This window comes from Actinoplanes sp. NBRC 103695, assembly GCF_030269485.1.
In the GTDB taxonomy this organism is placed as follows: domain Bacteria; phylum Actinomycetota; class Actinomycetes; order Mycobacteriales; family Micromonosporaceae; genus Actinoplanes.
Window position 1 is genome coordinate 84,981 of record NZ_BSTL01000011.1, and the last position, 12,616, is coordinate 97,596.

General features: G+C 71.5%; 10 protein-coding genes and 1 pseudogene. 4 read left to right on the forward strand and 7 right to left on the reverse strand.

Annotated features, from left to right (window positions below; translation table 11 throughout):
• Positions 1–195 precede the first annotated feature (195 nt).
• Positions 196–1,446, reverse strand: a complete 1,251-nt coding sequence (locus tag QSK31_RS20860; protein ID WP_502872993.1) for an AI-2E family transporter — start codon at positions 1,444–1,446, stop codon at positions 196–198.
• Positions 1,447–1,586: 140 nt separating this feature from the next.
• Between QSK31_RS20860 and QSK31_RS20865 the strand changes: the two genes are divergently transcribed.
• Entirely contained in the window at positions 1,587–1,883 is a 297-nt protein-coding gene (locus QSK31_RS20865) for a GroES family chaperonin (RefSeq protein ID WP_285686163.1), read from the forward strand.
• A gap of 552 nt (positions 1,884–2,435) precedes the next feature.
• On the opposite strand, the pseudogene QSK31_RS20870 reads toward QSK31_RS20865, so the two are convergent.
• Both QSK31_RS20870 and QSK31_RS20875 read right to left on the reverse strand, forming a co-directional pair.
• Positions 2,436–4,372, reverse strand: a pseudogene (locus QSK31_RS20870) (PrsW family intramembrane metalloprotease); the annotation flags it as partial.
• Positions 4,294–5,508, reverse strand: coding sequence for an FUSC family protein (locus tag QSK31_RS20875; RefSeq protein ID WP_285685921.1), 1,215 nt, complete (start codon positions 5,506–5,508; stop codon positions 4,294–4,296). The pseudogene QSK31_RS20870 and the gene QSK31_RS20875, both read right to left, overlap by 79 nt.
• Before the next feature lie 16 nt (positions 5,509–5,524).
• On the opposite strand from QSK31_RS20875, the gene QSK31_RS20880 reads away from it, so the two are divergent.
• Complete coding sequence (locus QSK31_RS20880) at positions 5,525–6,157, forward strand: HD domain-containing protein (RefSeq protein WP_285685922.1); 633 nt, start codon at positions 5,525–5,527, stop codon at positions 6,155–6,157.
• On the opposite strand, the gene QSK31_RS20885 is transcribed toward QSK31_RS20880, so the two are convergent.
• The 3 genes from QSK31_RS20885 to groL all read right to left on the reverse strand — a co-directional run bounded on the left by QSK31_RS20885 (position 6,147) and on the right by groL (position 10,035).
• Positions 6,147–6,410 (reverse strand): DUF4031 domain-containing protein, encoded by a 264-nt coding sequence (locus QSK31_RS20885; RefSeq protein WP_285685923.1) that lies wholly within the window; start codon positions 6,408–6,410, stop codon positions 6,147–6,149. The two genes, QSK31_RS20880 and QSK31_RS20885, sit on opposite strands and share 11 nt — an antisense overlap.
• 13 nt (positions 6,411–6,423) lie before the next feature.
• Positions 6,424–8,199, reverse strand: coding sequence for a glycerol-3-phosphate dehydrogenase/oxidase (locus QSK31_RS20890; protein WP_285685924.1), 1,776 nt, complete (start codon positions 8,197–8,199; stop codon positions 6,424–6,426).
• A gap of 210 nt (positions 8,200–8,409) precedes the next feature.
• Entirely contained in the window at positions 8,410–10,035 is a 1,626-nt protein-coding gene (groL, locus tag QSK31_RS20895) for a chaperonin GroEL (protein WP_285685925.1), read from the reverse strand.
• A gap of 333 nt (positions 10,036–10,368) precedes the next feature.
• Here groL and QSK31_RS20900 point away from each other — a divergent pair, with 333 nt between their 5' ends.
• Positions 10,369–10,908, forward strand: coding sequence for a GNAT family N-acetyltransferase (locus tag QSK31_RS20900; protein WP_285685926.1), 540 nt, complete (start codon positions 10,369–10,371; stop codon positions 10,906–10,908).
• 81 nt (positions 10,909–10,989) lie between these two features.
• On the forward strand, positions 10,990–11,424 hold the full coding sequence (locus QSK31_RS20905) for a hypothetical protein (protein WP_285685927.1): 435 nt from the start codon (positions 10,990–10,992) through the stop codon (positions 11,422–11,424).
• On the opposite strand, the gene QSK31_RS20910 is transcribed toward QSK31_RS20905, so the two are convergent.
• A complete protein-coding gene (locus tag QSK31_RS20910; RefSeq protein WP_285685928.1) occupies positions 11,417–12,415 on the reverse strand; it encodes a GNAT family N-acetyltransferase in 999 nt (332 codons plus the stop codon). The two genes, QSK31_RS20905 and QSK31_RS20910, sit on opposite strands and share 8 nt — an antisense overlap.
• Between the last annotated feature and the right edge of the window lie 201 nt (positions 12,416–12,616).

The following is a 12,616-nucleotide window of genomic DNA, read 5'->3' on the forward strand; positions in this document are numbered from 1 at the left end:
GGCTACCACTCGCGGGGACGGTGGTAGCTCAGGACGGTAAATCGATGCCGGATACCGCCAAGGCCTACCACTCGCGCCCGGACCCACCACCTGCGCCCGGACCCACCACCTGCGCCCGGACCCACCACCTGCGCCCGGACCCACCACTCACGCCCGGACCCACCCGGCGCCGCACCCACGAACCGCGAACCGCGGCTAAGCCGGCTGCTGAGCTGTCACGACCACGGCATCGGGTGGGACCTCGGGTACGCGGCGGGCCAGGCGCCGGACCGCCGTGTTGAGCACCGCGATCAACGGCACCGCCACCAGGGCCCCGATCACGCCGGCCACCACCACGCCGGATGCGATGCCGACGATGACCACCAGGGGGTGGATCGCGACCGCCCGGCCCATGATCAGCGGCTGCAGGATGTGGCCCTCGAGTTGCTGCACGGCGATCACCGCGCCGAGCACGAACAGTGCGATCACCCAGCCCCTGTCGACCAGGGCCACCAGGACGGCCACCGCACCGGAGATGCTGGCGCCGGCGATCGGGATGAACGCGCCCAGGAAGACGAGCGCGGCCAGCGGGAAGGGGAACGGGACGTCCAGGATGACCAGCGCCAGGCCGATGCCGGTGGCGTCGATGAAGGCGACCAGCACCGTCGCGCGGACGTAGGCGCCCAGCGTCACCCAGGAGGCGTCGCCGGCGTCGGACAGCGACCAGCGGGCGTTCACCGGGAAGAGCCGCACGATGAACCGCCAGATCTTCCGCCCGTCGCGCAGGAAGAAGAACGTCGCGAACAGCACCAGGAGCGCTCCGGCCAGGATCTCGGCCAGCGTCGCCGCGGTCGAGATGCCGGTCGAGGTGAGCGATGACGTGTTCGCGTTCACCCACTGCTGCAGCTGGTCGATGGCCTGGTCGACCTGAGCGTCCGACAGGTGCAGCGGGCCGGTGCGTGCCCACTGCTGGATCTGCCGGATGCCCGCGCTGGCGTTGTCGGTCAGCTTGGGCAGCCCGTCGACGAACTGGTTGACCACCAGCGTCAGGGTGCCCGCCACGGCCGCCAGCCCGCAGATCAGCACCAGGAACGTGGCCAGCGACCGCGGCAGCCTCAGCCGGAGCAGCCAGCCCACCGCGGGAGCCAGCAGGGCGGACAGCAGCAGCGCGATGGCCAACGGGATCATGACGATGCTGATGATGCCGACGAAGCGCAGCAGCGCCCAGCCGACCACCCCGACCACGATCAGGCGCCACGACCAGGCTGCGGCGATCCGCAGCGGGTGCGGCACCTCGGCGTCGTCGCGGCTGTTGGTCGACTGGTTGTCCGCCGGGTCCGGCGGGGGCGGGGGAACGAACTCGACGTCCGGCTCGGCGCGTTCCCGCTCACGTTCGGCGCGGGCGACCCGCACGGACTCGCGCCCGCTGTCATAGGCACGCCGCAGGTTGTCCCGCACACGCTGGATCCGACTCACCCCGACAACCGTAGTGGTACCGCACGACAGTTTCCGCGCCCCGCGTGGCCGAGTTTCCTGGTCGGCGCGGCGGGCGTACCGTCTCCGTCGTGACTCCCGAGACCACCACCGACACCGGGCTGCCGATCCGCATGCTGCACGACCGAGTCCTGGTCCGCATGGACGGCGGCGAGGGTGAGCGCCGCTCCGGCGGCGGCATCGTGATCCCGGCGACGGCGTCGATGGGCCGCCGCCTCTCCTGGGCGACCGCGGTCGGCATCGGCCCGAACGTCCGCTCCATCGTGGTGGGCGACCGGGTGCTCTTCGACCCCGACGACCGCTCCGAGGTCGAGCTCCACGGCCGCGAGTACACCCTGCTCCGCGAGCGCGAGGTCCACGCGGTGGCCGCCAGCCGGGTCCAGTCCGACGGCACCGGTCTCTACCTCTGAAAGAACAACTTCAAGATCAAACTGCGAAGGCTACGCCGGGCACACAGTCCCCGATGCCTCGGCGACGAGCTGCCACTCGAGGCCGTTGCGCCGGCATCCGGCCGAAGGTGGGTGGTCCGGTCAGTCGGACGAGGAACTCCCCGATGACGAGGACGACCCGGAGTCCGACGACCCGGAGTCCGAGGACGAGGACGAGCCCGACGAGCCCGAGTCCCAGGACGAGCCCGAAGAGCCGGAGTCCCGGGACGAGCCGGAATCCGGTGCCGACGAACCCGAACCGGGCGACAACGGCGAGTGGTATTCCGGCCACGGCGAGCTGTAGCCAGGATTCCCAGCCGCGGACGATGGAGCGTCCCCCCAGCCGGTGGTGTGCGGCGGCGCAACCGGAGGCGCCGGGTTCCACGACGTGGACGGCGGCTGCGGCGCTGCCGGCGCGGAGCTTCCGTAGTTCGTCGGGTCGCCGTAGGCAGGGTATTCCTGCCGCGAGGGCGCCGGCGGCCTGATCTGCGGCGCCGGCCCGGGCTGCGGCCCGTAACCGGGTTGCGCGCCATACCCGGGCTGAGCGCCGTAGCCAGGCGCAGCGCCATAACCGGGGGCGGGCCCATATCCAGGCGCAGCACCGTAACCAGGCGCAGCACCGTAACCGGGGGCGGGCCCATAACCGGGGGCAGCGCCGTAACCAGGCGCAGCACCGTAACCGGGGGCGGGCCCATAACCGGGGGCAGCGCCATAACCAGGACCGGCGCCGTACCCGGGGGCAGCGCCGTACCCGGGGGCAGCGCCGTACCCGGGGGCAGCGCCGTACCCGGGGGCAGCGCCGTACCCGGGCGGGGCGCCGTAGCCCGGAGGCTGCCCGCCGTAGCCGGACCACGCCATGGCCGGCTGTGCCAGACGGATCGGCACGGGGACGACCGGTTCCATCGGGGCGGCGACCGTGCGGGTCACGCCGTCCGGGAAGGCGATCTGGTAGTCGGCGCCGTTCCAGAACGCGCGAGGCATCTGCGGGTCGCGGCCCGAGAAGACCGCCCGGTAGCCGCCGATCGCGGTCAGCAGCTCCTGCTCCTCCTCCATGGCCCGGGCCTGGTCCTCAGGCTTGCGGAGCAGTCCACGCTGCATGCTGTCGCGGACGATGGCCAGCCTGGTGGCCGCGAACTGGAAGCTGCGCATCGCCTTCATGCCGCCGGCGCCGGCCACCCGGTGTGCCCAGCGGCGGGCCGAGTGGCGGCGGCCGAGGCTGCTCAGGCTGGCCACCTCGGGTGGCGCGAACCAGCCGGCCTCCACGTAGCCCGGCAGGATGCGCTCGCTGAGCCGCCCCTCGTGGCCGCGGAGCGCGATCGCGAAGCCGACCGTGCCGAAGAAGAACGGCACCATGAAGCCCAGATACCCGTACAGCATGATCAGGGGTTGCCCGGTGGCCACGGACAGTGTGGGCAGCAGGTTGAACGTGCCGTGCAGGATCATCGCGAGCAGCAGGCCGCCGATCGGGGCGAGCCAGCGGACCCGGCGGTCGTTGGAGCGGGACGCGAGGCCGAGCCCGATGCCGGTCATCGAGGTGAAGAGCGGGTGCGCGAAGCCGGTGAAGAGGATGCGCACGATGAAGATCAGGAAGACGTTCTGGATGCCGGTGGCCGGGCCGTACTGTTCGGCGCCGGCGGCGTAGCCGTGCCCGCCCAGGTAGAGGACGTTCTCCACCATGGCGAAGCCGAGGGCGGAGATTCCGCAGTAGACGATGCCGTCGGTGATGCCGGACCACTCGCCGCGGCGGCGCCAGAAGAGCAGCAGCGGGCCGAGCGCCTTCATCGACTCCTCGATGAACGGCGCGACCAGCACGGCGACCAGGGCGTCGGGCAGGCCGAGCTGGTCGAAGAGCCAGGCGGCGCCGTTGTTCACCCAGTAGGCCGTGAGGGTGGCGACGGCGGCGCCCCAGGCGAAGCAGAAGACCAGGTAGCGGTTGGGTTCCGGCTCGTAGCGGTCGAGCCAGAGGAAACACCCGACGAGTACGGGAACCGGAAGCATCGCCGCGATCAGGCCGACGATCAGGCCCTGGACGCCGTTGTTGAAGCCGAGGACCAGCAGCATCACCACCGAGCAGGCGGCGATGCCGGTGATCACCAGGGTGAGCGGGAGCCAGCGCCGCCACCCGGTTTTGCGCCTGGGCACCGCGGCGATGACCGGCGGCTGCCCCTCGAGAGGCTGCCCCTGAGAAGGCTGCGAGAGCTGCGGCGGGGCGCTCGCGGGCGCGACCGGCCGCGTATGCGGGTCGGGCATGCCGCTCGGCGGGGTCGGTTCGGCCATAGCGACCAGCGTAGCCATCCGGATCCGGCCCGGCTGGCCCGAGCCGGGACGAACAGGTCGGAGCGGGACGGAGAGGGCCCGCCGAGGACAGCGGGTGGCGGCGAAGGGCAGGAGGTCAGGGGGTGTGGTTGCCGGACGCTCCGGGGCGCGGGCGGGCGGTGCGGTACCGGCCGGCCCGGCGTTTGGCCTGCCAGCCCACGGCCTTGCGGACCAGGCGGGGCGCCTCCGCGTGTTCGATGCCGGTGGCCCTGAGCAGGTCGGTGGCCGTGGTCCGGATCTGGGCGACGACGACGCCGCCGGAGAAGCCGACGCCCTCGTCGAAGCCGCGACCGGCCTCGGCGGCGGCCCGGAGCGCCCGCTCGCGGGTGGCGATCGGCTCGGCGCCCCTGGCCCACTCCTGCCGGAGCAGGTCGACCGCGTCGCCGAGCAGGCCGATCGAGTCGGGCAGGACCTCGGGCATGGTCTCCTGGTCGCCCATCGCGGTCAGTACCCGCCGGGTCAGCACGCGGACGTTGCGCAGGGCGTGGGTGAGTTGCTGGGCACCGTCCACGTACTGGGCGAGGGCGCCTTTGGTGCGCCACCGGGCGGGGGCGAACGCCACGTTCTCCCGGGCGGCGGCCACCGCGGCGGTGAACGCGGCGAAGGCGGCCTCGGCGGCGCGTAGCCGGGTCAGGGCCGCGCCGACCTCCTCGTCGTCGCCGTCGGCCAGGCCTTTACCGACGGCGCGCAGGCCCTCGGCGAGTTCGGTGAGCGCGGGGTCGGCGGCCCGGCGTACGACGGTGAGGGGGTTGAGCGGGAGCAGCAGCGTCATCACGATCAGGCCGACGCCACCACCGATCAGGGCGTCCAGGAACCGGGTGTACGGAAGGCCGGGCCCGGTGGTCAGGGTGGCGACGAGCACGGCGGACGAGGCGGACTGCACGACCAGCGGGGTGCCGCCGCCGACCGCGGTGGCGACCAGCACCGCGCCGAGCACGATGAGGCCGATCTGCCAGGGTCCGCTGCCGATGACGAAGATCAGCGCGTCGCCGACGCCGATGCCGATGGCCACGCCGAGGACGAGCTCGGCGGTGCGCCGGGCGCGCTGGCCGACCGACGACGCCAGCGTGATCACGGCGGCGATCGGCGCGAAGAACGGCGTCGGCCGGTCGAACACGTCGTGGGCGAGGAACCAGGCCAGCCCGGCGGCCAGCGCGGCCTGCACGGCCAGGAACAGCCCGCCGCGCACCCGGGTCCACGCGGCGGCGACGCTGTTCCGGGAGCGTCCGGGGATCCCGGCCAGGATTTTCGCCACCCTGCGGTCGGTGGGTTCGGCACCCGCCTCGGTCATGAACCAAACTTAGGGGGTGACGAGTCTTGGCGAGCAATGGCGTGCGGCGGTTCGGGGCGCGGGGGCAACCGCGGCGGACGATGACCTGGATGCGGCGGGCGCCTACCTGCTGTCGCGCTGGGCGGAACCGCAACGCCAGTATCACGACGTGACGCATCTGTCCGCCGTACTCGAGGTGATCGATCGTCATGCGGCGCTCGCGCCGCATCCGGACCGCGTGCGCGTTGCGGCGTGGCTGCACGATGCGATCTACGACCCGGAGGCGCTGGGTGACGCTAACGAGCGGGACAGCGCCGAGTTCGCCGAGGGGCTGCTGACGACGCTGGGCGCACCGGCCGAGGTGGCGGCCGAGGTGGCGCGGCTGGTCGGGCTGACGGCGGGGCACGCGACCGGCGAGGACGACGCCGACGGTGAGCTGCTCTGCGACGCCGATCTGGCGATCCTGGCAGCCGACGAGGACCGCTACGCGGCGTATACGGCGGCGATCCGGCGGGAGTACGCGCACGTGCCCGACGACGCGTTCAGAGACGGCCGCGCCCAGGTGCTGAAGGCGCTGCTGGAGTTACCGTCGATCTACCGCCACCAGCCGCTGCGGGACGCGTGGGAGGCAAAGGCGCGGGCCAATCTGGAACGCGAGCTCAACGGTTGAGGTGCTTGGGGCGGCGTAACCCGCTCGACCGCAGCCGGGCGGCCAGGTCCCGGGACGGCAGCAGCGTCGCGCCCAGCCACAGCGCCGACGAGAAGCGGGCCTCCGGGATGTCGTAGTGGTCCCGATCGAAGGCCCGCCGGGGTGCCCCCAGCATCTCGGCGAAGACGTGCAGCTCCTCGTACGACACGTCGCTGACCAGGTGCGCCCATAGCCGGCCGTGAGCGGGCCAGACCGGCCGGTCCACCAGAATCACCGGGAAACCAGGATCAAGGACGGTCCGAGGCGTATCCGCGCACGTCGGGCACCCCGATCCGGGCGGCGTCGGCGGTCGCGTCGTCCGGCATCTTCTGCGACTGCCGCTCCGACTCGACCCGCGCGAGGTAGTGCTCGATCTCGCGCGCCCGCACGGCGTCGTCCCAGCCCAGCACCTCGCCCATGATCGCGGCCGCGTGCTTGGCGGTCTCGCTGCCGCGGTGCGCGGTCTCGATCGAGATCCGGGTACGCCGGGTGAGCACGTCGTCGAGGTGCAGCGCCCCCTCGGCCTGCGCGGCGTACGCCACCTCGGCCGCCAGGTATTCCGGCGCCCCGGTCAGCGGCGCGGCCAGCGCCGGATCGGTGTTGATCATGGCCAGCAGGTGGGTGGTGAGCGTGCCGTAGCGCTCCAGCAGATGCTCGACCACCCCGGCGGTGACGCCGTGCCGCCGGGCGGTGTCCAGCCGGTCCCGCCAGGCCGCCGCATAGCCGTCCGCCCCGAGCAGGGGCAGCTCGGCGGTCTGCGACGGGCGCGGCGGGCCGCCCAACCGGCGTACCGCGCGGTCGACCACGTCGGCGGCCATCACCCGGTAGGTGGTGTATTTGCCGCCGGCGACCAGCATCAGCCCGAGCATCGGCTCGACCACCGCGTGCTCGCGGGACAGCTTGGAGGTGGAGTCCGCCTCGCCGGACAGCAGCGGGCGCAGCCCGGCGTAGACGCCCTCGATGTCGTCGGTGGTCAGTGGCCGGTCCAGCCACATGTTGACCTGGTCGAGCAGGTAGCTGATGTCCCGCGCGGAGGCCGCCGGGTGGGCCCGGTCGAGCTGCCAGTCGGTGTCCGTGGTCCCGATGATCCAGTGCCCGCCCCACGGGATGACGAAGAGCACCGAGGTGGCCGTACGCAGGATCAGACCCGCCTCACCGGTGATCGCCGAGCGCGGCACGACCAGGTGGACGCCCTTGGACGCCCGGACGCGCATGCCGGGGCGTACACCGACATCGCTGAGCATCTGCGACATGTCGTCGCTCCACACACCGGTCGCGGCAACCACCGTGCGTGCTCTGACCTCGAAGTCCGGCTCGTCGGGCGACTCCAGGTCGCGAACCCGGACGCCGACCACCTCGCGCGCCTCACGCAGGAAGCCCACCACCCGGGCACTGGTCACCACGGCCGCGCCCAGGCTGGCCGCGGTACGCGCCAGGTTGACCACCAGCCGCGCGTCGTCGACCTGGCCGTCGTAGTAGCGGATCGCGCCGGCCACCCGGTCGGCGCGCAGGCTGGGGAACAGGTGCCGGGCGCCGTGGCTGCTCAGATGCTTGTGCAGTGGCATGCCCCGGCCGGGTCCGAAGACCCCGGCGAACACGTCGTAGGCCGCCACGCCCAGCCCGTAGTAGGCGCGGTGCCACACGCGGGCCGGTGGGCGGGCGCGCTCCAACGGCACCATGATCGGCACCGGGCGGACCAGGTGCGGGGCGATCCGGCTGGCCAGCAGGCCCCGCTCGGTGAGCGCCTCGTGGACCAGGTGCAACTCGAGCTGTTCCAGATAGCGCAGGCCGCCGTGGATCAGCTTGCTGGACCGGCTGGAGGTGCCGGCGGCGAGGTCGCGGGCCTCGACCAGGGCCACCTTCAGCCCCCGGGAGGCGGCGTCGAGGGCGGCGCCGGCGCCGGTCACGCCACCACCGATGACGAGCACGTCGAACTGCTCGTCACGCAGGCGTTTCAGGTCGTTGGTACGGCGGATCGGGGAGAGCCGGCCGGCCGCGTACCGGGATACCGAGGGATCACGCACCCGTATGACGTTAGCGCTCCGCGGCCGCTTGTAACGACAACGGCTCTGACCAGCACCTTCGCTGCACCCGGCCGTCCCAAGCGTCAGGCTGACCCCGGACTGTCCGGTTCGGGCCCGCCCGACGAGGACCCGCCGGGCATAGGGAAAGGGCGGGCCGCTGATGCGGCCCGCCCTTTCCGGCGTGCTGAAGTGCTGAGTTGCGAGGTGGACTTAGAAGTCCATGTCCCCGCCGCCGCCGGGGCCACCGGCCGGAGCCGGGTTCTTCTCCGGCTTGTCCGCCACGACCGCCTCGGTCGTGAGGAACAGCGCGGCGATCGACGCGGCGTTCTGCAGCGCCGAGCGGGTGACCTTGGTCGGGTCGATGATGCCCGCGGCCAGCATGTCGACGTACTCGCCGGTCGCGGCGTTCAGGCCGTGACCGATCTCAAGGTTGCGCACCTTGTCCGACACGACGCCGCCCTCGAGGCCGGCGTTGACGGCGATCTGACGCAGCGGGGCGTCCAGCGCGACCTTGACGATGTTGGCACCGGTGGCCTCGTCGCCCACCAGGTCCAGCTTGTCGAACGCGGTCTTGCCGGCCTGCACCAGCGCGACACCGCCGCCGGGCACGATGCCCTCCTCGACGGCCGCCTTCGCGTTGCGAACGGCGTCCTCGATGCGGTGCTTGCGCTCCTTGAGCTCGACCTCGGTGGCCGCGCCGACCTTGATCACCGCGACGCCGCCGGCCAGCTTGGCCAGGCGCTCCTGCAGCTTCTCACGGTCGTAGTCGGAGTCCGACTTCTCGATCTCGGCCCGGATCTGGTTGACCCGGCCCTGGATCTGCTCGGCGTTGCCGTTGCCGTCGACGATCGTCGTCTCGTCCTTGGTGATGACGATCTTGCGGGCCTGGCCCAGCAGCGACAGGTCGGCGGCGTCGAGCTTGAGGCCGACCTCCTCGCTGACGACGGTGCCACCGGTGAGGATGGCGATGTCGTCGAGCATGGCCTTGCGGCGGTCACCGAAGCCCGGCGCCTTGACGGCGACCGACTTGAAGGTGCCACGGACCTTGTTGACGACCAGGGTCGCCAGGGCCTCGCCGTCCACGTCCTCGGCGATGATCACGAGGGGCTTGCCGCCCTGCATGACCTTCTCCAGGATCGGGAGCAGGTCCTTGACCGCGGAGATCTTGCTGTTCGCGATCAGGATGTAGGGGTCGTCGAAGACGGCCTCCATGCGCTCGGCGTCGGTCATGAAGTACGCCGAGATGTAGCCCTTGTCGAAGCGCATGCCCTCGGTGAGCTCCAGCTCGAGCCCGAAGGTGTTGCTCTCCTCGACGGTGATGACGCCTTCCTTGCCGACCTTGTCCATGGCCTCGGCGATGATCTCGCCGACCGTGGTGTCGCCGGCGGAGATGGAGGCGGTCGAAGCGATCTGCTCCTTGGTCTCCACGTCCTTGCTGAGCTGCGTCAGCGCCTCGATGACGCTGGCCACGCCGGCCTCGATGCCCCGCTTGAGGGCCATCGGGTTGGCGCCGGCCGCGACGTTGCGCAGGCCCTCACGGACCAGTGCCTGGGCCAGGACGGTCGCCGTCGTCGTGCCGTCGCCGGCCACGTCGTCGGTCTTCTTGGCGACCTCCTTGACCAGCTCAGCGCCGATCTTCTCGAAGGTGTCCTCGAGCTCGATCTCCTTGGCGATCGACACACCATCGTTGGTGATGGTGGGAGCGCCCCACTTCTTCTCGAGCACGACGTTGCGGCCCTTGGGGCCGAGCGTCACCTTCACGGCGTCGGCGAGCTGGTTCATGCCCCGCTCGAGGCCCCGACGAGCTTCCTCGTCGAATGCGATGATCTTGGCCATACGGCTGTGTCCTCCCGGACAATCACTGAAGAACCTCTGCGGACGTCGCCACCTGGCGATGCGACGTCCTCAGGCCGAGCCGGATAGCCCGCGACGACCGGCCCCGTGCCGGGGCGCCGATGGCGGCGCCCGGCCGGAACCCCACCGTCCCGACCTGCTTGGCACTCACCGGTCGCGAGTGCCAAGCCCATGTTTAGCACTCTCCGGGGTCGAGTGCAAGGAAAGGACTCTAGTCCCGGGACTAGTTACGCCAGTGGCGAAATCCATGGCAGTGGACGTCGGATACGCGCAACCTGCTTGCCGCCCCCTCCTCCCGCCAGGTAGGCAAGCATCATGGTGTCGCTGCGCACAGGCCCCCGATCCACGGTCACGTCCACCGAGACGGTCCACCGGGTGACGCCCGGCGATGCCGCCCGGATGAGGGCGTTGCGCCTGGAGATGCTCGCCGACAGCCCGCTCGCCTTCCTGGAGACCCTGGCCGCGGCCGCCGCCCGCTCGCACGAGGACTACCGCCGGCGGATCACGCAGGCCAGCGCCGGCCGGACGCTGGCGCAGTTCGTGGCCGACCCGGGCGGGCCGCTGGTCGGGCACGCCGGGGGCACCGTGCTGCCCGAGGACCTCTCGACCACGGTCGTCTTCGCGGTCTACATCACCCCGGCCCGGCGCGGCACGGGCATCCTGGCCGATCTGGTCGACGCGGTCGCCGCCTGGTCCAAGGAGGCCGGGCGCGACCAGCTGATGCTGGAGGTGGTGGTCGGCAACGATCGGGCGGTCCGGGCGTACGAACGCCTCGGTTTCACCGACACCGGCGTCCGCGTGCCGCACCCGGTGATCCCCGCCCTGACCGAGTTACAGATGCGCCGGGCCGCGTAATGGCCGCCCGCCGACACCCGCAGATGCGCCGGGCCGCGTAATGGCCGCCCGCCGACACCCGCAGATGCGCCGGGCCGCGTAATGCGTGCGCGCACGGTGCTCACCGCGATCAACGGGACGACCCTGGTCGGCCTGGCCATCGCGAAACTCACCGGCGCGACGATCCGTCGCGGCCGCGACGGCGTCCTGATCGCCGAGAACTACGCCCGCACGATCCCGCGGAACACCTGCTTCACCGTCGGGTCGGTGATCATCACCAAGCGCACCGCCGAGTGGCTGCTGCACGAGAAGCGGTCCGCCCTCTTCGAGCACGAGAGCCGGCACGTCAGCCAGTACGCCGTCCTCGGACCGCTGTTCTGGCCGGTCTACTACCTCTTGTGCGGCTACTCGTACGCGGTGACCGGCTCGTACGGCTGCCGTAACGCCTTGGAGAAGCACGCGGGTCTGCACGCCGGCGGCTACCCCACCGACGTCCCCGTCCGCTGGAGAAGGACCAGCCGGAGAAGGACTAGATAGCCAGCTCCCACTGCATCCAGGTGTCCGCCGCCCGGAAGCCCATCTCCCGGTTGATCGACAGCATGAAGTCGTTGGCGGTGGCGTTGAACGTGTCGATCGCGGTCAGCGCCGGCTTGTGGGCGAGCGTGTGCCGCAGGTTCTCCAGCTTGACGATCATGCCGAGCCGGTGGCCGCGGTGGTCCGGGTCGACGATCGTGATGTGCTGCCAGATGTGGGTCTCGAGCGCGGGCGGGCCGGAGAGCGTCGTCCAGGCCACCATCCGCCCGGTCGCCTCGTGCACAACTCCGGTGTGGAAGCGGTCGATGCCCCGGTCGAGCCGGTTCTGCTCGGATTTGCGAATCCGATCGGCGTCGACCTTCTCCGGCTCGATCGTGAGGTCACCCATCGGGGCGTCCTGGACCATCCGGCCGTCCAGGTAGGCGATGGCGTCGAGGTACTCCTCGGCCGGCATGCCCACCCAGCTCACCACGCGATAGCCGTCCGCGTGGGTCCAGGCCTCGGCGAGCATCCGGTCGTACCGATCCTGGTCGACGGTGGTCAGGTCGAGCCGGCTGCGCGTCTCCGGCAGGGCCGCCTTCGCACCCTGGGCCGCGGCGAAGGCGTCGCCGTCCGGCCGGGTCTGCACCGTCTCGGAGGTGAGGTGCTTGCGGCCCTCGGCCCGGGCCTGCTCGATCGCGAAGTCGAGCATCGCCCGGCCGACGCCGCGCCGGCGGAAGTCCGGCAGGACGTTCAGGTCGAGGCTGGCCAGTTCCAGGTTGTCCAGGAGCGGCAGGCCCAGCGCGACGTAGCCGACCGCCCGCCCGTCCAGCCGGGCGACCGCGCGGATGCTGCGATGGCCCGGGAACGGGTTGCGCCAGGACTCCAGGACGAAGTCCTCCGGCGAGTACGGGATGTCCGGCGTCTGGTACTCGAACGCGGCCCTGTCCACCTGGATGGCCTCGCGGGCGGTCGCCTCGTCGGAGGCCGGGAACACAGCGACGTCGATGCTCATCAGGACAGACTGGACGCACCGGCTGTCCGCCGCGACCGATTTACCGAAGGTGAGAATTGGTCGGGAGGACGCTCGCACAGCGCCTCCGGCACTGGGTCGTTGGGCCCCGGTAGAGATTGTCGCCAAGCTCGAAGGTGGGGCCTCGTACGGCGTCGCGTCCTCCCGCAGAGAGCATCTTGCCGACGTGGTGATCGGTTCGCA